This is a genomic window from Streptosporangium sp. NPDC023615 (genome assembly GCF_040640155.1).
Lineage (GTDB): Bacteria > Actinomycetota > Actinomycetes > Streptosporangiales > Streptosporangiaceae > Streptosporangium.
This window is the reverse complement of sequence record NZ_JBFABE010000001.1, coordinates 129442-148829: the sequence shown is the minus strand read 5'-3', so window position 1 is coordinate 148829 and position 19388 is coordinate 129442. Positions and strand designations below refer to the sequence as shown.

The following is a 19388-nucleotide window of genomic DNA, read 5'->3' as shown; positions in this document are numbered from 1 at the left end:
TGAGCTCACCGACATCCCGCTTGACCTCGGCCATCTCCACCTTGAGCTCACCGACATCCCGCTTGACCTCGGCCATCTCCACCTTGAGCTCACCGACGTCCACCTTGACCTCGGCGAGCTCCTCCTTCGTGGCGCACTTCGCCACGTCCCGGCGCAGCTCGTCGACATCCTGCTTGGTGGCGAGGGTGTCCATCTTCGCCAAGATCTGCTCGAACATCGGCGCCACATACTCCATGATCTCGGTGCGGATCATCTCGGCCAACACGCGTCCTCTTTGAAAGAAGTACAGGGGGAACCGGTCGGAGGGCCCGGTGTTGTCGTGGCGACAGACTACCAAGGTTGCTCACTCTGAGCATCCGAACGATCACCGGATCGGCACGGATGGATAAAGCCCGCCACCGCCGAATCGGACAGGAGTATCACGGGGAGTGAAGATCTCTCGCTATCGGTGGTGACCTCATATGTTCGTACTCGGTGTCTCCTGGATGGTCCTGGCCCCGTTGTGCCTGTGGAACCTGTTCCGCGGCGGGACACTGGTGCGGCTGACGAGTGTGCTGGCGCTGCTCGCCCTGGAGGCGGCCACGATCTGGGTCACCGCCGCCGCTCCCATACCGCCGCGGACCCCGGTCCTCGCGGCCCCTTCCGCGGTGGTCCCGGGCCCGGCATCGTCCTCCGCCGGCCCGTCCGGCCCGTCGCCGGAGGCCCCGCGGCAGGGCGCGCGGCCCGCCTCCTGTGCCGCCCGCGCTCCCGCCCCGGCGCGGGTACGGCCGGCGCGGCAACGGGACACGCCGCAGGGGGTGGCGCTCTTCTGGACGGCAGGGAAGGACGGGTGCGCGACCGCGACCGTGGTCCTGCGCCACCGGAACCGCGCCGTCGAGTGACCGGAAGGCCCACGCCTCCCGTCCGAGCCGTCCGCCCCACCGGCCGGGTCGCCCCCCGCGGGGTCAGTGGGAGCGCTGGGTGGCCCAGTGGCGGATCTTGGCGATTCGTTCCTGGATCTGCTCGGCCGAGGCCTGCGCGATGGCCGGGCCGCCGCAGGATCTGCGGAGTTCGGCGTGGATGACGCCGTGCGGCTGACCGGTGCGGTGGTTCCAGGCGCCGACGAGGCCGTTGAGCTCCTTGCGGAGGGCTGCCATCACCTCGTGCGGGGCGACCTCCGGCTCCTTGGTCTCGGGTTTGGCTCGCCTGGCCTTGAGCTGGTCGGACTGGCGCTTGCTGAGCAGGGTGCGGACCTGGTCGGGCTCCAGCAGGCCGGGCAGGCCGAGGAAGTCCTCCTCCTCGGCGGAGCCGGTCTCCGCGGCGCTGCCGAACTCGCCGCCGTCGAAGAGCACCCGGTCGAAGGTGGCGACCGCCTCCAGGGTCTCGAACGGCAGCTCGTCACCCAGGACGTCGGGGTTGTCCTTCTTGCGCTGGGCGTCCTCCAGCAGGAGGTCGTCGAGCCCCTCCTCGGCCGGCTTGCGGTCGAGCACGTGGTCGCGTTCGGCCTCCATCTCCCCGGCCAGCGCCATCAGGGTCGGCACGGAGGGCACGAAGACGGACGCGGTCTCGCCCCGTTTGCGGGCGCGGACGAAGCGGCCCACGGCCTGGGCGAAGAACAGCGGGGTCGAGATGCTCGTGGCGTAGACGCCGACGGCCAGGCGCGGGATGTCGACGCCCTCGGAGACCATCCGGACGGCGACCAGCCAGCGCTGCTCGGAGGCGGAGAACTCCTTGATCTTCTTGGACGCGGTGGGGTCGTCGGAGAGCACGACCGTGGCGCCCTCGCCGGTGATGGTCCGGATGTGGCGGGCGTAGGCGCGGGCGGTCTCGTGGTCGGTGGCGATGACCAGGGCTCCGGCGTCGGGCACGCCACGGCGCACCTCGGTCAGCCGCCGGTCGGCGGCCCGCAGGACCTGGCGGATCCACTCGCCCTTCGGGTCGAGCGCGGCCCGCCACGCCTGGCCGAGCTGGTCCTTGGTGAGCGGGGTGCCCAGGGTGGCGGCGATCTCGTCGCCCGCCCGGGTCCGCCAGCGCATCTCCCCGGAGTAGGCCAGGAAGATGACCGGCCGGACGACACCGTCGGCGAGTGCGGGCCCGTACCCGTAGGAGTAGTCGGAGACGCTGCGCCGGACCCCGTCCCCGTCCTCGGCGTAGGTGACGAAGGGGATGGGGTTGACGTCGGACCTGAAGGGGGTGCCGGTCAGGGCGAGACGCCGGGCGGCGGGCTCGAACGACTCCCGCACGCCGTCCCCCCAGGACTTCGCGTCACCCGCGTGGTGGATCTCGTCGAAGATCACCAGGGTCTTGCGGGCCTCGGTGCGGGCGCGGTGCAGCGCGGGGTGCATGGACACCTGGGCGTAGGTGATCGCGACACCGATGTAGTCGCGGGAGGTGGCGCCCTGGCTGTTCTTGAACTCGGGGTCGATCGCGATGCCGACCCTGCTCGCGGCGTCCGCCCACTGCTGCTTGAGGTGTTCCGTCGGTGTGACGATCGTCACAGCGCGGATGATCCCCCGCGACAGGAGGTCGCTGGCGATGCGGAGCGCGAAGGTCGTCTTGCCCGCTCCCGGGGTGGCGACCGCGAGGAAGTCGCGCGGCTCGCGGCGGGTGTACAGGTCGAATGCCTCCTGCTGCCACGCGCGAAGCTTCGGCGCGGTGCCCCAGGCGGCGCGGTCCGGGTACGAGGGCGGCAGGTGAGATGCGGCGAAAGTGCTCACAGTGTCCCCAGCGTAATCGCCGTCACCGACACGACGTGCCGATCCGCCGAGATGCTCGCCAAGGCCGCTCCGGCGTGCTAGGGGTGCGCGATCCCCGCGGCGCCGGGCCGTGAACGCAGTGAAGGACAGGGATCTCAGCGCAGGCCCGCGATCACCGTGTTGATCTCGGCCCTCGACGTCGGGTCGTCGGGCTGGGCCATCCCGATGACGAGCACCGGGCGGCCGCGGCCGGTGAGGAGCGTCACGCGCAGGTAGGAGGGCCGGTTCACCACGTCCCGGTACTCGGCGCGCAGCGAGCGGGTGTACCCGGTGCGCGGACCCACCGTGATCTCGGTGTCGTCCACGACCTTCACGTCGTCGCCGTGCAGCAGGAGCCGCGCGTACAGCTCGCTGAGCTCGGTGGTGGCGGCGCGCGCGTCGGCGGCGGGATCCGCCGGCATGACCATCACGGTCGCGCTGGAGCCGTCGCCCACGACCGAGGTGAACCCGGTGACCGGCGCCGTCGTCCCCGCCTCCCAGTCCTCGAGCAGCGGGTAGGTGACCCCCGCGACCGGATCGGTCATCCGGCTCGGCACCGACGAGGGCAGGGCCCGCAGGCCCAGGACGACCGCTCCGGCGAGGACGGCGCCGCCGGCCGCCAGGGCGAGCAGGACGACCAGCAGGCGGCGCAGGCGGCCCGGCTCGCGCTCGGGCGGGGCGATGGGGGTGCCGTACCAGCGGGCCGAGGGAGGGAGGTCGTCGTCCGGCTCGGGGATCCGGGGCGGCCAGGTGAGGTGGGAGCGCTCGTCCGGCGGGTCCGATCCGCGGGGTCGTTCGTGCACGGCACCTCCTGCCTGCGACCATGGTCATACCGTCCTACCACGCCCGCCGTGGTGCGGTCCGGCTATGGGCGAGCGCTGTTGCGTGAGTGACCAATGAGTCGGGAGAGGCCGCCCGGTCGTCTGCCGGTGTGTGGGACGGGTCAGGGGACGTCGCGCATCCGTCCGGCCACGGCCACCCCGAAGAGCCCTATCGCGGCCATCAGCGCGGCCAGCGTGACGTAGCCGGTGCCGATGTCGTCGTGGCCGATCAGGTTGATGATGACGCCGCCGAAACCGATCGTGAGCGCGCTGCCCAGGGTGTCGACGACCTGGAGCGCGGCCGAGTTGGCGCCCTGCTCGGCGTCGGGCGACTGGCGCATCGCGGTGATGTTGACGCTGGTGGTCCCGATGCCCATGCCGAGCCCGGCGACGATCCACGCGGGCGCGACGATCCAGCCGCTGACGCCGGGCACCAGCGCGAGCAGGGTGAGCAGGATGCCGGCGGTGACCGCCGCGGCGCCGATCCGCACCAGCAGAGGCCGGTCGTAGGCGCGGCGGCTCTGCAGGTAGGAGCCGGTGGTCCAGCCCAGGGCGCCGGTGGTGAGCGCGATGCCGGCCTGCCCGACGGAGAAGCCCTGCACCTTGGTCAGCAGCAGCGGGATGAAGGAGTTGACGGCGAAGAACGCCGAGGCGAGCACCCCGCGCATCATGAGCGTGGTGGGCAGGCCCTGGCCGAACCGCAGGGCGCGCGGCGGCAGCAGCCTCGGCAGCCCGGCGCCGAGGACCACGAGCCCGGCGACGGCGGCGACCGCGCCGGGCAGCGGGGTCTGGTGGAGGCGGTCCACGCCGTACAGCAGCACGCCGGCGCCGCCCGCGGTGGCGACGGCGGCCAGGGTCATCGCCAGCGGCCGGGAGCGCGGCCCCGCCGGGGCGGGGGCTGCCGGGGCCGGGTCTGCCGGGGCCAGGTCTGCCGGGGCGGCGGGATCCTCCCGGCCGCGCAGCGCGGGCAGGAGCATCACGAGGGCGGGGACGACCAGCGGGACGATGCCGTAGAAGACCCACCGCCAGCCGACGGTCTCGGCGATGAGGCCGCTGACGCCGGGACCGACCAGGGCCGGGAGCACCCAGGCGGCCGAGAGTGCGGCGAAGATCCGGGGTCTGGTCGCGGGGACGTACACCCGCGCGATCATCACGTAGATCGCCACGATGACGGCGCCGCCGCCCAGGCCCTGCACGGCCCGTGCCACGATGAACAGCTCCTTGGAACCGGCCGCTCCGGCCAGCGCCATGCCCGCCGTGAACAGTCCCACTCCGAGCAGGAAGGGCACGGCGTGCCCCCGCCGGTCGGACCACAGTCCCGCGACGACGTTGGCGAGCAGACCGGCGATGAGGAAGGCGGAGAAGCTCACCCCGTACAGGTCGAGGGCCTGGAGCTCCCTGGAGACCGCGGGCATGACGGTGCTCACCGACATGCCCTCGAAGGCGATCAGCGTGACGACGAGGAGGATTCCCAGGGAGGCGGTGCGGTACTCGGGGCCGAAGATCCGGGGAGGTTCGTAGGTAGCGTCAGGTGTCTTCGGTACTGTCACCCGTCAAGGGTAGTGTCCGCCCCGGCCCCCCGGTAGGCGGCCCACATCTGCTGCATCCGCAGGGCCTGGCCTGCGGTGAAGCCGGACATGCAGCGGTCGTCGGAGTAGTCCATGAAGTTGTCGACCGGGTCCGGCCCGTCACCCTCGCAGGTGTCCTTGACCGGCGGGCAGCCCTCGGTGGGCCGGCCCTGGGGCGAGGTGTCGGCCACGCCGTCGCCCGTCGCCGCGCATCCCTTCTCGAAGGTGTGCAGCAGCCCGAGCCAGTGACCGATCTCGTGGACGCCGGTGAACCCCCGGTCGAAGCTGCGCATCGCCCCGCCCGGAAGGCTGCGCCAGTCGATGACGACGCCGTCGAGGGTGGGCGCCTTGCTGTAGCCGTGCGGGTAGGTGGAGTAGCCGAGCACCAGCTCGCCGAGCTGGGCCAGGTAGAGGTTGAGGGTCTCCGGCCCGCCCTTGCGAAGCTGCTTGATCGACCGCTCGTGGACGACGGGGTCGCGGAACCAGGCCGCGTTGACCGTGCGGGTCACGCCGTCCAGCCGGAACCGGATCCCGGTGTCGGCCCCGCCTAGCCGGCCGGAGTAGGCGGCGTTGAGCGTGGCGATCTGGTCGCGTACCGCGCTCTCGGGGGCGCCCAGGCGGCCGTCGCTGAGAACGTGCACCCAGGTGGGCACGGTGACCGGAAGCGCGAGCGGCGACGGCACCGGCGCGGCGGGCCCCGCCTGCGCGGGCCCGGCGGGTCCCCCGGGCCGAGCGGGGGCGGCGGATCCCCCGGGTGGAGCGGGGGCGGCGCGGGCGCAGGGCGCGGCGACGCCCACCGTGAACAGGCATGCGGAAAGAACGGCGATCGCACGCCGAAACATGGACTCCCCCGACAGATCCAGGCGCTGGTCGTTTCGCCGCCCCCCGGCGACATCCCGACCGTAGCCTCATCCGCGGCCGTCACCCACGAGCAACACTCACTCGTTGCCGGCGTCCTCGCCCTTCGGCAGTCCCGAGTAGATCTCCTTGCACTCCGGGCACACCGGGAACTTCTGGGGGTCGCGGTTGGGCACCCAGACCTTCCCGCAGAGCGCGCGGACCGGGGAGCCGCTCAGCGCGCTCTCCATGATCTTGTTCTTCTCGACGTAGTGGGCGAAGCGCTCGTGGTCGCCGTCGCCGTGCGACAGGTCCGGGCGGACGTCGCTCTCAGGGAGAATCTTCGTACTCACCCTGGCGATTTTATGCCCGGAACGGCCCGCCCCGGCCACCGGTGGCCGGGGCGGGCCGCCGGAAGGGCCGTCGGATCACGCGGGACGCCGTTCGCGGACGGCCGCCGGATCACGCGGGCCGGGGCCGCGGACGGCCGTCCGATCATGCGGGACGGACCGCCCACGGCCGTCCACGGCCGGCGGAGACCCGCCGGGCGACGGTCCGAGGTCCTCACGGCCCGAGGTCCCTCACGGCCCGAGGTCCCTCACGGCGCGGGGCCGCTAGTTCATCGACGGGTCGTCCGGGCAGGTGGCCACGTAGGCGAGTTCGCCCCGCTGGCGGCGGAGCACCGCCCGCCACAGCGACTCGGGATCGTGGTGGAAGGTGTCACCGGGCTCGGAGTCCACGACGTACCAGGCGCCCTCGCCGATCTCGCTCTCCAGCTGTCCCGCCGACCAGCCGGCGTAGCCCGCGAAGATGCGCATCTGCGCGATCTCCCCGGCGAGGATCTCCGGGGGCGCGTCGAGGTCGACGGTGCCCAGCCTGGAGACCGCGGCGATGCCCGAGTGCAACCGCCGCCAGCCGAGCGGCTCCTGCCCGCTGGGCACGGCCGCCAGCGCCAGGGCGCTGTCGGTCTGGACGGGCCCGCCCTGGAACAGCACCGAAGGCCCGCTGACCATCGTGTCCCAGGTGGGGAGCACCTGCGTCACCGAGATGTCACTGGGTCTGTTGAGCACCACGCCCAGGGTGCCGCCGTCGAGGTCGTGCTCCAGCACCAGGACCACGCTGCGCCGGAAGTTGGGATCCTCCAGCTGCGGGGTCGCCACCAGGAGCCCACCGACGTAGATCGCCTCCGCCATACCTCCATCATGAAGGGTGAACCCCCCTGCGCGCTGCTCCCCCCTGCCTTTCCGGTGGCGGACCCCGGCGCTCGTCACCGGCCGCGCACACCGGGACACTCCACGGAGCGTGAAGACCCGCGGCGGCGGGCCCGGCCCTCCTCGGCCCCGAGAGCCCTCCGGGGCCTCCCCAGCCTCGTCAGGGCCTCCCTCGAGCCTCCTCGGGCCCCCTCAGGGCCCCCTTACGCCTCCGTCATGCCGGTACGCGCCCGGCCGCCGGCCGACTCGCGCACCGCCGCGGCGACCGCGGCCGACACGTCCGGGTGGAACACGCTGGGGACGATGTAGTTGGGGCCGAGTTCCTCGGCGGTCACCACGGCGGCCAGCGCCTTGGCCGCGGCCAGCAGCATCTCCTGGCTGACGACGGTGGCCTGGGCGTCGAGCAGGCCGCGGAACACGCCGGGGAAGGCCAGCACGTTGTTGATCTGGTTCGGGTAGTCCGAGCGGCCTGTGGCGACCACGGCGGCGTGCTCGCGGGCGGCGTCGGGAGAGACCTCCGGCTCGGGGTTGGCGAGCGCGAAGACCACGGCGTCCTTGGCCATCGTGGCGATGTCGTCCCCGTTGAGGATGCCCGGCGCGGACACGCCGATGAACACGTCGGCGCCCTTGACCGCGCCGCGCAGGTCGCCGGAGTAGCCCTCGGCGTTGGTGTGGTCGGCGATCCACCGCAGCGAGTCGTCCAGGTCGTCGCGTCCGCGGTGCACCGCGCCCAGGTAGTCGCAGACGACCACGTCGCGCACGCCCGCCGCGAGCAGCAGGCGCAGCACCGCCGTACCGGCCGCGCCCGCGCCGGCCAGGGCGATGCGGACCTCGCCGAGGTCCTTGCCGACCACCCGCAGCGCGTTGGTGAGCGCGGCCAGCACGCAGATCGCGGTGCCGTGCTGGTCGTCGTGGAAGACCGGGATGTCCAGCAGCTCGCGCAGCCGCCGCTCCACCTCGAAGCAGCGCGGCGCCGAGATGTCCTCCAGGTTGATGCCGCCGAAGCCGGGGGCGATGATCTGCACCGTGCGCACGATCTCGTCGACGTCCTGGGTGTCCAGGCAGATCGGCCAGGCGTCGATGTCGGCGAACCGCTTGAACAGCGCGGCCTTGCCCTCCATGACGGGGAGCGCGGCGGCCGGGCCGATGTTGCCCAGGCCGAGCACGGCCGAGCCGTCGGTGACGACCGCGACGGTGTTGCGCTTGATGGTCAGGCGGCGGGCGTCCTCGGGGTTGCGGGCGATCGCCATGGAGACCCGGGCGACGCCCGGCGTGTAGGCCATGGAGAGCTCGTCACGGTTGCGCAGCGGCACCTTCGACCGCATCTCGATCTTGCCGCCGAGATGCATGAGGAAGGTCCGGTCCGAGACCTTGTGGATGACGACGCCTTCGACGCCCTCCAGCTTGTCGACGATCGCCTGCGCGTGATCGGTGTCACGCGCGGCGCAGGTGACGTCGATGCGCAGCGTCTCATGCCCGGCCGTGGTCACGTCGAGGGCGGTGACCACACCCCCGGCGGACTCTACGGCGTGGGTGAGCTGGCTGACGGCATTGCCGCCGGCGGGCACCTCCAGGCGCACGGTGATGGAGTACGACACACTCGGCACGGTGGCCACAGCCAATCCGCTCCTTTGCGACTGACTTTGGTTGGGATGCCTCCCATCGTGCCACCACCCGCCGGGTCCGCGCGCCCCGCTCGGCGTCGCGGACCCGGCACGGGCGTCAGAACAGGGCGCTGGCCAGATTCCTGCGGGCCCTGACGATGGACGGGTCGTCGCCGGGGAGGGTGTCGAACAGGCCGAGCAGGTGCACCCTGGCCCTGTCGCGCTCGGCACCCGAGGTGCGGCGCACCACGTCCACGAGGCGGTCGAAGGCCCGGTCCACCTCTCCGGCGAGCATGTCGAAGTCGGAGGCCAGGAGCTGGGCCTCGATGTCGGCCGGGTCGGCCAGGCGGCCCTGCAGGTCGGCGGGGTCGACGTCCTGCGTCCGGCGGATCAGGCCGAGCCCGGCCAGGCCGAGCTTGGCGTCCTGGTCGTTCGGCGAGCGGGCCAGCAGCCGCTCGTACGCGGCCACGGCGCCGTCGAGGTCACCGGCGTCGACGGCCCGCTCGGCGGCGAGCACGTCCGGGTCGACGGGGGGCTCCTGCGGCTGCTGCTCCTGCCCCTGCTCGGGCTCCTCGCCGGGGGGCGGGAGGTACTGGGCGAGGGCCTCCATGAGCTGCGACAGCCAGTCGCGCAGTTGCGGCTCGGTGGCGATGCCGGGCACGACCGCCACCGGCTGCCCCTGGAAGATGGCGTACAGGGCGGGCACGTTCTGCACCCGCAGGGCCTGGGCGATCTGCGGGCTGAGCTCGACGTCGACCCGGGCGAGGGTCCACCGGCCGGTGTTCTCGGCGGTCAGTTTCTCCAGCAGCAGGCTGTACTGCTTGGCCTGCTCGGCGCGGGTGACGGTGAGCTCCAGCAGCACGAGGCCGTTCATGGAGCGTTCGACGACCTCGGCCGCGAAGTTGGCGTCGTCGACGTCGAGGACCGGCGCCGGATCACCGCCGGTTTCCTGCGCGGCGGTCTCCCGCCGCGCCTGTGCCTCCAGTGCCTGCTTTCGTGCGCCGAGATCCACGGCGCCGTAGAGCGATCCGGGTCGAGTGAAGTCCGCTGGGCTCATGCTCCAATCCTGCCGTATCCCGGTCGATGCCCCGGTCCGTCGCCGTGGAGGCGCCGTGGAGGCGCCGTCGCCGCCGGAAGTGCCCGTCGCCGCTAGAAGCGGGCCGGCTCGGTGTAGACGCCCCACTCGGCGCGCAGCGCGTCGCAGATCTCGCCCAGCGTGGCCTCGGCCCTGGCGGCGTCGAGCATGGCGGGGATCATGTTGCCGTCGCCGCGCGAGACGCGCACCATCTCCGACAGGGCGGCGTCCACCGCCCCCTGGTCGCGCGCGGCCCGGCGCTCGGCCAGGACGCGGTTCTGCTCGCGCTCGACCTCGTGGCTGACGCGGAGGATCTCCAGCGGCTCGTCGATGGAGGCCGTGTGGCAGTTGACCCCGACGATGCGCTTCTCGCCCTTCTCCAGCTTGCGCTGGTAGTCGAAGGCGGCCTCGGCGATCTCGGACATGAACCAGCCGTCCTCGATGCCGCGCAGGATGCCGGAGGTCATCGTGCCGTCCGAGCCCATGTCGCGGATCTTCGTGAAGATCGCCTCGGCCTCGGCCTCCAGCCGGTCGGTCAGCGCCTCCACGTACCAGGAGCCGCCGAGCGGGTCGGCGACGTTGACCACCTCGGTCTCCTCCATGAGGACCTGCTGGGTGCGCAGCGCGATCTCCGCGGCCTTCTCGGACGGCAGCGCCAGCACCTCGTCCAGCGCGTTGGTGTGCAGCGAGTTGGTGCCGCCCAGCACGGCCGCGAGCGCCTCGACCGCGGTGCGCACCACGTTGTTGTACGGCTGCTGCGCGGTGAGCGAGACGCCCGCCGTCTGGGTGTGGAAGCGCAGCCACTGGGCCTTGTCGGTCTTGGCGCCGTACACGTCGCGAAGCCACCGCGCCCAGATCCGCCGGGCGGCGCGGAACTTGGCGATCTCCTCGAAGAAGTCGATGTGCGCGTCGAAGAAGAACGACAGGCCGGGGGCGAAGACGTCGACGTCCAGCCCGCGCGACAGGCCCAGCTCGACGTAGCCGAACCCGTCGGCCAGGGTGAACGCCAGCTCCTGCGCGGCCGTGGAGCCGGCCTCGCGGATGTGGTAGCCCGAGACGCTGAGGGGCTTGTACGCCGGGACGTCGGAGGCGCAGAACTCCATCAGGTCGCCGATCAGCCGCAGGTGCGGCTCAGGGGCGAACAGCCACTCCTTCTGCGCGATGTACTCCTTGAAGATGTCGGTCTGCAGGGTCCCGTTGAGCTTGCCGACCGGCACCCCCTGACGCTCGGCGGCGACGACGTACATGCAGAAGATCGGGACGGCCGGGCCGCTGATCGTCATCGAGGTGGTGGTGTCGCCGAGCGGGATCCCGTCGAAGAGCAGGTCCATGTCGAGCGCGGAGTCGATCGCCACGCCGCAGTGGCCCACCTCGCCGAGCGAGCGCGGGTCGTCGGAGTCGCGCCCCATCAGGGTCGGCATGTCGAAGGCGACGCTCAGCCCGCCGCCGCCCGCGCCGAGGATCATCTTGTAGCGCTCGTTGGTCTGCTTCGCGTTGCCGAACCCGGCGAACTGCCGGATGGTCCACGCCTTGCCCCGGTAGCCGGTGGGGTGCAGGCCGCGGGTGAAGGGGAACTCCCCGGGCCAGCCGACGCGCTCCATCCGCGGGTCGGCGCCGTCGGGGCCGTAGACCGGTTCGACGTCGAGCCCCGACAGCGTGCGGAACTCGGCATCGCGCTTGCGCGCCCCGTCGAACCGCGCCTGCCAGCGCGCCCGCCCCGCCTCGACCTGCTCGGCGTCCATGGCCAACCCCCTTGTACGGCATATGGCTTCTATCCGGCTTGTGGCCTCCCCCAGATACTAGGACGTCCTACTAATTCTTGGCCAGCGTTCCAGGCCGCCCCTTCACTCCCTCGGGGAAACGCCCTCACCACTCCCCGTGGGACTCCCCCGTGAGCCCGCGCCGGCGACTGGACCGAGGAGCGCCGTGAGGCCGCGCCGGGGACTGGACTGAGGAGCGAAGGAGCGAAGCGGATGAGTGACGAGGGAAGGAGCCGGGTTCGAGCGGCCGAACCGGCGACGCGCAGCGTCGCAGATAAGCAGGAGCGAAGCGGATGAGTGACGAGGGAAGGAGCCGGGTTCGAGCGGCCGAACCGGCGACGCGCAGCGTCGCAGATAAGCAGGAGCGAAGCGGATGAGTGACGAGGGAAGGAGCCGGATCAGAGCGGACTCACCGCGACGCGCCAGCGTCGCCGTGAAACGCGTCGCCATGATTAGAGTCGCCGTGACCAGATTCACCACCAAAATCCCCCGCCGCCACGCGCAGGGTCCTGAACAGGTCGAACATCTGCCCCAGCTCCCCCTCCCCGTACGCGGACATGGCGAAGTCGGCGTCCATCAGGTCGGCGGTCGCCAGCCGGACGACCTCGCGGCCCCTGTCGGTGATCTCCGCCAGCACGCCCCGCCCGTCGCGCGGGTTGGGCAGGCGCCGTACCAGACCGGCGCGCTCCAGGCGGCTCACGGTGTTGGTGACGCTCGTGGGGTGCACCATGAGGCGCTCGCCGATCCGCGACAGCGGCAGCGCCCCCGTCCTGCTGAAGGTCAGCAGGACCAGGGCCTCGTACCGCGCGAAGGTCAAGTCATGGGGTTTGAGCAGCGTGTCCAGTTGCGACAGCAGGATCTGGTGCGCTCTCATGATCGATGTGACGGCGGCCATGGCCGAGGAGGGCCCGAAGTGAACGCGCCACGTCTGGGCGGCGCGTTCGATGGGGTCAAACGGGAGATTCAGCCGACCTGTGCCCACAGGGCTACGGTAGCGCGGCTCCATCCCGGTCCGCCCGGACGCGCAGAGTCACCGCACTGACGGCTTCACCAAGAACCCGGGCGCCAAACATCACGCTCCGTTATGGTTCCCACATCGATTGGTGAGGCCGTGGCCAAGTGGCCGCGATGATCTCAGTCCGGCCTGCGGGGGACGCGAGCCGGACCGGTGCCGAGGGGACCGGCATCCACACATTCACGGCACGGGGGGTGTCTTGATGAACGACAACTTGACGGTGTTCGAACACCGGGCGGATACCGGTCACATCGACGCGGCGTGGGTTCCCACCACGCCCGCCGGTGCGTGAGCGCAGGGGCGTTTCACGCGAGGAACTCCAGCAGAGCGGGTTGATGGCGGTCGCCATCCTGCTCGTGCTCGGGGTGGCCGCCGCGTGGAGCGTCCTGGTTCCCGGTGTCAGCGCGTGGGAGAACGTCATCGTCGCGGTGATCGGCTCGCTCCGGCTGACCGGCCCGGTGGCGGCGGCCTTCGCCGCCTGGGTGGCGGTGCGCAGGCGGCGCGGCGCGGGCGGCCGGTCGCTCACCCCGTGGCAGGCGGTACGGGCGCCGCTGGCGATCCTGGTGGTCGCCGGGGGCGCGTTCGTCGCCACCGTGATGATCCTGGCCGTCAGGACCATGATGACCGAGCAGGCCGGGCGGCTGCTGCCCAGCGGCCTGGTGATGGGCGCGGCCGGGCTGGCGCTGTACGTCGTGATCGGCTGGGTGACCGGCTGGCTGATGCCCTGGACGATCACGCCGGTGCTGTCCGGGCTGGGCTGCTACAGCCTGTTCACCTGGCTGTCGCAGGGACCGGCCTGGGGCGACCGGCTCGCCCCGGCCACCCGGGAGCCCTACGACCCGTTCCGGGGACTGAACGCGGCGGCGTTCACCGACCAGACGCTCTGGCTGGTGGGGATCAGCGCGGCGCTGCTGCTCGGCTGGGCGGCGGTCGTGACCCGTCAGGCGCTGGTGCTGGCCGCCGCGCTGATCGCGGTGCTGGCGGCCGGGACCGGGATGGCCAGGCTCTTCACCGAGCAGCGGCCGGTCTCGGCGCAGCGGGTCGTATACAGCTGCCAGGAATGGCCGATCATGGTCTGTGTCCATCCCGGGATGCGCGCCGGCCTGCCGGAGCTGAGCGCGGAGTTCGTCAAGATCGCGGCTCGGCTGGCGGGGACGCCGGGGGAGTTCTCCCGGGTCGAGCAACACTCCCGCGACGACGACGCCCCCCTGTCGGCGGGCGTGATCGCGATCCACGTGGACGACCTGGCCGCCGGGTTCGCCGAGAAGGCCGCCGACGAGTTCGTCGACGGCCTGGCCTCGCGGTGCGACGCGACCCCGGCCGCGGGGTACCGCGACATCGTGGCCGCCTGGCTGAGGGGGGAGCCGCTTCCCGGCGGGCCGCTCGCGGAACACCGCTACGCCGCGGCGTGGTTCTCCGGCCTCACCGACGTCCAGCGGCGCGACTGGCTCCGGCTGTACTACGCCGACTTCACCGGGTGCAGGCTACAGAGCACTCACTTCGGGGGGCAGGCGGATCAGGCCTCCGGGACAGGGCGGACGGGGGGGTACGGCCGGCCCGGGCAGGGCGCGGGGGGCGCCTCGATCGGGCCCGAGCCGCGCTCGGGACCCGCCCACCAGGCACCCGGCACGCCACCGTGGCCGGGGACCGGCACCCCGTCCGGCCCGTTGAACCTTCCCCACGCGGAGGGCGGCGCGGTGCCGTCGCCGCGAGGCTGACAAGATCGGCATAGGCTCCGGGTGAGAAGACCACCGTGCGGGGAAGGAGAGCGCCGTGAAAGCCTCCCAGGAAGCTCCGCCCGGCCCGCCACCGGCGCCGCCGCGCAGGCGCCGCTGGCCTCTCCTCGCCACGCTCCTCGTCGTCGCGGTCCTCCTCGCGGTGGGGGCCCGCCTGGCCTGGTCGTCGCTGAACCCGTTCGGCGAGGCCACGGTCGACCGCAGCCAGCCCGTGCTGCTGGAGTCCATTCACAACCTCAGCCGCTTCGAGGCCGCCACCGGCAACTTCCAGGTGGTGGTCGACCTGGAGAAGGACGCGGCCTTCCTGCCCGACGCGGTCAAGGGCAGCCGCACGCTCTTCGTCGGCGCCGGGAGCGTCGACGCCTACGTGGACTTCGGCGGCATCGCCGGTGGCGCGCTGACGGTCTCCCCCGACCGCACCGAGGTCACGGTCAGGCTGCCCCGCGCCCAGCTCGAGAAGGCGAACCTGGACAACAAGCGTTCCTACGTCTACGCCCAGCAGCGCGGTCTCTTCGACCGTGTCGAGGACCTGCTGTCCTCCTCCCCCGCCGACCAGCGGGAGCTGTACATGCTGGCCGAGAAGAAGATCACCGAAGCCGCGGTGGCCAGCGACCTGCGCAACCGCGCCGACCAGAACACCAAGATCATGCTTGAGGGCATGCTGAAGGGGCTCGGCTTCACGAAGGTCGTCGTCAAGTTCACCGACGAGACCTGACCGTCCCCGCCGGGCCGCCCCGGCGGGGGTGGTCCGGCGGGGGCCGGATCAGCCGACGGCCTCCATCAGCTCGTCCGCCGCGGTGTAGGGGTCGAGTCCCGCGTCCAGGACGCGGGTGGCCAGGGTGTCGAGACGGCTGTCCCCGTGCAGGTGCGCGAACCGTGAGCGCAGCGCGGCCAGGGCGATCGCCTCGATCTCGTCGCGGGCCCTGGCGTGGCGCCGCCGGACGAGCTCGCCCGAGGACTCCAGGTAGGCCAGGTGGGCGTCGAGGGCGTCGGCCACGTCCTCGGCCCCCTCTCCCCGGAAGGCCACGGTCGGCACGATCGGCGGTCTCCAGGGCCGCTCGACCAGGGCGATCATGTTGCGCAGCTCGCGGACGGTGGCCTGGGTGCCGTCGCGGTCGGCCTTGTTCACCACGAACACGTCGGCGATCTCCAGGATGCCCGCCTTGGCCGCCTGGACGCCGTCGCCCATCCCGGGCGCGAGCAGCACGACGGTGGTGTCGGCCAGCGAGGCGATGTCCACCTCGGCCTGGCCGACCCCGACGGTCTCCACCAGGATGACCTCGCAGCCGGCCGCCTCCAGGACGCGCAGGGCCTGCGGCGCCGCCCAGGACAGCCCGCCCAGGTGTCCCCGGCTGGCCATCGACCTGATGAACACGTCCGGGTCGGTGGCGTGGTCCTGCATCCGCACCCGGTCGCCCAGCAGCGCCCCCCCGGTGAACGGGGAGGAGGGGTCGACGGCGAGCACGCCGACCCGCAGGTCCCGCTTGCGGAACGCCTGGACGAGCATCCCCGTCGAGGTCGACTTGCCGACGCCGGGCGAGCCGGTCAGGCCGATGATCCGGGCCCGGCGCGGCCGGTCCGCGCACAGCAGCGCGGTGATCTCCCGCAGTCGCGGCGAGCCGTTCTCGACCATGGAGATCAGCCGGGCCACCGCGCGGGGCCGGCCGGCCCTGGCCATCTCGACCAGGTCGGAGACCTCCACGGTCAGACCGAGGGGACGCGCAGGATCAGGGCGTCGCCCTGGCCGCCGCCGCCGCAGAGCCCGGCCGCGCCCAGGCCGCCGCCCCGGCGCCTGAGCTCGTGGGCGAGGGCGAGGACGATGCGCGCGCCCGAGGCGCCGATCGGGTGGCCGACGGCGATGCCGCCGCCGTTGACGTTGACCTTGTCGAGCCCGACGCCGAGTTCCTTGACCGACTGCAGGACGACCTGGGCGAAGGCCTCGTTGATCTCCAGCAGGTCCAGCTCGTCGACCGAGAGCCCCTGCTTGGCGAGGGCGTGCTTGATCGCGTTGGCGGGCTGGGACTGCAGCGAGTTGTCCGGTCCCGCGACGTTGCCGTGCGCGCCGATCTCGGCCAGCCAGACGAGCCCGAGCTCCTCGGCCTTGGCCCTGGACATGACGACCACCGCGCAGGCGCCGTCGGAGATCTGCGAGGCGGAGCCGGCCGTGATCGTGCCGTCCTTGACGAACGCCGGCCGCAGCCCCGCCAGCACCTCGACGGTGGTGTCCCCGCGGACGCCCTCGTCGGCGGAGACGATCACCGGGTCGCCCTTGCGCTGCGGGATCGACACCGGGACGATCTCGTCGTCGAGCGTGCCGTTCTTGATGGCGGCGGCGGCCAGGGAGTGCGAGCGCGCCGCGTACTCGTCCTGCTCCTGGCGGGTCAGGCCGAGGCGGGCGTTGTGCCGCTCGGTGGACTCGCCCATCGCCACCTGGTCGTAGGCGTCGGTGAGGCCGTCGACGGCCATCGAGTCGACGACGCCGGCGCCGCCGTACTTCACGCCCCTGCGCAGGCCCGGCAGCAGGTGCGGGGCGTTCGACATGGACTCCATGCCGCCCGCGACCACGATGTCGAACTCGCCGGCGCGGATGAGCTGGTCGGCCAGGGCGATGGCGTCCAGACCCGACAGGCAGACCTTGTTGATCGTCAGCGAGGGGACGGTCATGGGGATGCCCGCCCTCACGGCGGCCTGACGGGCCGGGATCTGACCGGTGCCGGCCTGCAGCACCTGTCCCATGATCACGTATTGGACGGCGTCGGGGGCCACGCCGGAGCGCTCCAGCGCGGCCTTGATGGCGATGCCGCCGAGCTCGGCGGCGGACAGGCCGGACAGCGAGCCGAGCAGGCGTCCGATGGGGGTACGAGCTCCGGCGACGATGACGGAACCAGACATAACAGGGGCCTCCCTGGCGGGATGTTGGGCGACTTTGCCACCATACCCATGAGTACCTCAGCGACCGCCATGGAGGAACGTCCCATGTTCATGCGCATCGACCATGTGGGAATCGCCTGTCACGACCTGGAGGAGAGGATCGCGTTCTTCGAGCGTGTCTTCGATCTCACGGTGGTGGCCCGGGAGATCAACGAGGAGCAGGGGGTCAAGGAGGCCATGCTGCACATCGCCGACGGGCAGGGGGGCGGATCGTACATCCAGCTTCTCGAACCGCTCGGGCCCGACACACCGGTGGGTAAATTCCTGGCGAAGCGGGGGGAGGGAGTGCACCATGTCGCCTTCGGCGTCCCGGACGTCGTGCAGGCGATGGAGAAGATCGGTGACAGCGGGGTGCGGCTGCTCGACAAGACCCCCCGCCACGGCTCGCTGAACTCCTCGATCGCCTTTCTCCACCCCAAGGACGTGGGAGGAGTGCTCACCGAACTCGTCCAGGCCGCGGAAAGGCAACCGGAGAGCACGTCGAATACAACAAATGCCGATTCGTAACAAGTCACTCATAAAGCCGGACGAGACCGCCAACTCGGCACCGGCGGAGTACGCTGGCGTACCACCGGACGTGGATCCCGCCCCGGCTCCCGCTTCGGATGCCTGAAACCCCCGTCCGGCCCGTGTAGCCGTCTCGACAACCCAGGATCGAGCCTCCATGCAGTCCGACATCGACGCCCAGCTCAACAACTTCTTCGAGGACGCTCCCGCTCGGGAATTCGACGTGGTGCTCCGTGGCTTTGACCGGCACCAGGTCCACGACCATCTGAAGCAGGTGGACGGCGAGCTGCGACAGGCCCGGGAGCAGGTTCAGGCCCTGCAGCGGGAGCTGTCCGACTCGCAGAGGCAGCTCCAGGAGCAGGAGCGCCCGACCTACTCCGGCCTCGGCGCCCGGATCGAGCAGTTGCTCCGCCTGGCGGAGGAGCAGGCGACCGAGCTCGTGCAGGCCGCCAGGTCCGAGGCGAACGAGATCAAGGCGGCGTCCAAGGTGGAGGCGGCGGACCTGCGCGCCGCCGCCGAGAACGAGGCGGCCGAGAAGCGCGCCCTCGCCACCCGCGAGGTCGACGAGATGCGCACCAGCGCCGAGCGCGACGCCGAGGAGATCCGCTCGACCGCCCGCCGCGAGTCCGACGAGCTGACCGCCACCACCGAGCGCGAGGTCTCCAAGCTGCGGGCCACCGCCGACCACGAGGTGGCCGAGAAGCGCGCCGACGCCGAGCGCGAGATCGCCAAGCTGCGCACCACCACCGAGCGCGAGGTCGCGCAGCTGCGCGCCTCGACCAAGCGTGAGCGCGACGAGGTCCTCACCACCGCCAAGCGCCAGGCCGACGAGATGCGCGCCCAGGCCCAGCGGGTGCTGGAGGAGTCCGAGGCCAAGCGTGCCCAGGACGAGGCGGAGTTCGAGATCCAGCTCGCCGCCCGCCGCGAGGAGGCCGAGCGCCAGGAGGCCGAGCGCCACGCCACCGCGCAGGCCGCCACCCAGAAGCTGGTCGCCGAGGCCGAGCAGCGCGCGGCCACCGCCGAGCAGCGGGCCACCAAGGCCACCCAGCAGGCCGAGCAGACCCGCCGCGAGGCGGACACGCACGCCAAGCAGTTGCTGGCCAACGCGCGCAAGAACGCCGACCAGGTCGTCTCGGAGGCCAAGGCGAGCGCCGAGTCCATCGTCTCCGAGGCCAAGGCCGAGTCCGAGCGGAGCCGCTCGGTCGCCCAGCGCCAGGTCGACGAGCTGACCCGCCAGCGCGACAGCATCACCAGCCACCTCGCCCAGCTGCGCCAGCTCCTGGGCGGCGCGCCGCTGCCGCCCGCCGAGCCGGAGCCCGCGATCGCCGCGGCCCCGCCGAAGCCGGCCATCCCGGCCGCGGGCGCCAGTGGCGCCAGTGGCGCCAACGGTGTCGAGAAGCCGGTCCCGGCACCCGCCAGGGCCGAGACGAAGGACGACGACGCGGAGTGGTGGCAGGAGTAGCGGCCGGCGACTCGGGGCGTCGACGACGGCTACGGACACGGACGGGGAGAGCCCGATGACCGTCACGGTCACCGGGCTCTCTTCCTGTCCAGCCCCGCCCGCGCCGGGCCCGGGACCGACTCATCGGCGCACCGGCCGACTCACGAC

Annotated in this window: 18 protein-coding genes; 5 read left to right on the top strand and 13 right to left on the bottom strand. The window is 72.1% G+C overall.

The window, feature by feature from the left end:
* Positions 1 to 265 (bottom strand): hypothetical protein (locus AB0G16_RS00635; RefSeq protein ID WP_362796974.1); only part of this gene is annotated, 265 nt, incomplete at its 3' end.
* 196 nt (positions 266 to 461) lie between these two features.
* Between AB0G16_RS00635 and AB0G16_RS00630 the strand changes: the two genes are divergently transcribed.
* Positions 462 to 881, top strand: a complete 420-nt coding sequence (locus tag AB0G16_RS00630; RefSeq protein ID WP_362796973.1) for a hypothetical protein — start codon at positions 462 to 464, stop codon at positions 879 to 881.
* A gap of 63 nt (positions 882 to 944) precedes the next feature.
* Here the strand turns inward: AB0G16_RS00630 and AB0G16_RS00625 are convergent, their stop codons facing one another.
* The 10 genes from AB0G16_RS00625 to AB0G16_RS00580 form a co-directional block, all read right to left on the bottom strand.
* Positions 945 to 2696: a DEAD/DEAH box helicase gene (locus AB0G16_RS00625; protein WP_362796972.1), complete on the bottom strand. Its 1752-nt coding sequence runs from the start codon at positions 2694 to 2696 to the stop codon at positions 945 to 947.
* Between the two features lie 134 nt (positions 2697 to 2830).
* Entirely contained in the window at positions 2831 to 3517 is a 687-nt protein-coding gene (locus AB0G16_RS00620; RefSeq protein WP_362796971.1) for a hypothetical protein, read from the bottom strand.
* Between the two features lie 140 nt (positions 3518 to 3657).
* Positions 3658 to 5085: an MFS transporter gene (locus tag AB0G16_RS00615; RefSeq protein ID WP_362796970.1), complete on the bottom strand. Its 1428-nt coding sequence runs from the start codon at positions 5083 to 5085 to the stop codon at positions 3658 to 3660.
* A complete protein-coding gene (locus AB0G16_RS00610; protein WP_362796969.1) occupies positions 5082 to 5744 on the bottom strand; it encodes a zinc metalloprotease in 663 nt (220 codons plus the stop codon). The genes AB0G16_RS00615 and AB0G16_RS00610 overlap by 4 nt, the downstream gene beginning before the upstream one ends.
* Positions 5745 to 6041: 297 nt before the next feature.
* Positions 6042 to 6293 carry a DUF3039 domain-containing protein gene (locus tag AB0G16_RS00605; RefSeq protein ID WP_362796968.1) on the bottom strand — a complete coding sequence of 84 codons (252 nt, stop codon included), beginning with the start codon at positions 6291 to 6293 and terminating at the stop codon, positions 6042 to 6044.
* Between the two features lie 261 nt (positions 6294 to 6554).
* A complete protein-coding gene (locus tag AB0G16_RS00600) occupies positions 6555 to 7133 on the bottom strand; it encodes a YqgE/AlgH family protein (RefSeq protein ID WP_362796967.1) in 579 nt (192 codons plus the stop codon).
* Positions 7134 to 7354: 221 nt separating this feature from the next.
* The gene (locus tag AB0G16_RS00595) at positions 7355 to 8767 is read right to left on the bottom strand and encodes an NAD-dependent malic enzyme (protein WP_362796966.1); all 1413 of its coding nucleotides are present in this window, start codon (positions 8765 to 8767) and stop codon (positions 7355 to 7357) included.
* 106 nt (positions 8768 to 8873) lie between these two features.
* On the bottom strand, positions 8874 to 9812 hold the full coding sequence (locus AB0G16_RS00590; protein WP_362796965.1) for a tetratricopeptide repeat protein: 939 nt from the start codon (positions 9810 to 9812) through the stop codon (positions 8874 to 8876).
* A gap of 92 nt (positions 9813 to 9904) precedes the next feature.
* A complete protein-coding gene (locus AB0G16_RS00585; protein WP_362796964.1) occupies positions 9905 to 11572 on the bottom strand; it encodes a methylmalonyl-CoA mutase family protein in 1668 nt (555 codons plus the stop codon).
* Between the two features lie 427 nt (positions 11573 to 11999).
* Entirely contained in the window at positions 12000 to 12596 is a 597-nt protein-coding gene (locus AB0G16_RS00580; protein ID WP_362796963.1) for a MarR family transcriptional regulator, read from the bottom strand.
* 293 nt (positions 12597 to 12889) lie between these two features.
* Between AB0G16_RS00580 and AB0G16_RS00575 the strand changes: the two genes are divergently transcribed.
* Both AB0G16_RS00575 and AB0G16_RS00570 read left to right on the top strand, forming a co-directional pair.
* The gene (locus AB0G16_RS00575; protein WP_362796962.1) at positions 12890 to 14323 is read left to right on the top strand and encodes a hypothetical protein; all 1434 of its coding nucleotides are present in this window, start codon (positions 12890 to 12892) and stop codon (positions 14321 to 14323) included.
* Positions 14324 to 14378: 55 nt separating this feature from the next.
* Positions 14379 to 15056 (top strand): DUF4230 domain-containing protein, encoded by a 678-nt coding sequence (locus tag AB0G16_RS00570; RefSeq protein WP_362796961.1) that lies wholly within the window; start codon positions 14379 to 14381, stop codon positions 15054 to 15056.
* A 48-nt stretch (positions 15057 to 15104) separates the two neighbouring features.
* Here the strand turns inward: AB0G16_RS00570 and meaB are convergent, their stop codons facing one another.
* Positions 15105 to 16043: a methylmalonyl Co-A mutase-associated GTPase MeaB gene (gene meaB, locus AB0G16_RS00565; RefSeq protein ID WP_362796960.1), complete on the bottom strand. Its 939-nt coding sequence runs from the start codon at positions 16041 to 16043 to the stop codon at positions 15105 to 15107.
* Between the two features lie 2 nt (positions 16044 to 16045).
* Entirely contained in the window at positions 16046 to 17233 is a 1188-nt protein-coding gene (locus AB0G16_RS00560) for an acetyl-CoA C-acetyltransferase (RefSeq protein WP_362796959.1), read from the bottom strand.
* A gap of 84 nt (positions 17234 to 17317) precedes the next feature.
* Here AB0G16_RS00560 and mce point away from each other — a divergent pair, with 84 nt between their 5' ends.
* Entirely contained in the window at positions 17318 to 17779 is a 462-nt protein-coding gene (gene mce, locus AB0G16_RS00555) for a methylmalonyl-CoA epimerase (protein WP_362797133.1), read from the top strand.
* Between the two features lie 157 nt (positions 17780 to 17936).
* Complete coding sequence (locus tag AB0G16_RS00550) at positions 17937 to 19241, top strand: DivIVA domain-containing protein (protein ID WP_362796958.1); 1305 nt, start codon at positions 17937 to 17939, stop codon at positions 19239 to 19241.
* Positions 19242 to 19388 lie beyond the last annotated feature (147 nt).

Coding starts and splice junctions, on each gene's coding strand:
- AB0G16_RS00630 (WP_362796973.1), top strand. CDS start 462: ATGTTCGTACTCGGTGTCTCCTGGATGGTCCTGGCCCCGTTGTGCCTG.
- AB0G16_RS00600 (WP_362796967.1), bottom strand. CDS start 7,133: ATGGCGGAGGCGATCTACGTCGGTGGGCTCCTGGTGGCGACCCCGCAG.
- AB0G16_RS00590 (WP_362796965.1), bottom strand. CDS start 9,812: ATGAGCCCAGCGGACTTCACTCGACCCGGATCGCTCTACGGCGCCGTG.
- AB0G16_RS00585 (WP_362796964.1), bottom strand. CDS start 11,572: ATGGACGCCGAGCAGGTCGAGGCGGGGCGGGCGCGCTGGCAGGCGCGG.
- AB0G16_RS00580 (WP_362796963.1), bottom strand. CDS start 12,596: ATGGAGCCGCGCTACCGTAGCCCTGTGGGCACAGGTCGGCTGAATCTC.
- AB0G16_RS00560 (WP_362796959.1), bottom strand. CDS start 17,233: ATGTCTGGTTCCGTCATCGTCGCCGGAGCTCGTACCCCCATCGGACGC.
- mce (WP_362797133.1), top strand. CDS start 17,318: ATGTTCATGCGCATCGACCATGTGGGAATCGCCTGTCACGACCTGGAG.
- AB0G16_RS00550 (WP_362796958.1), top strand. CDS start 17,937: ATGCAGTCCGACATCGACGCCCAGCTCAACAACTTCTTCGAGGACGCT.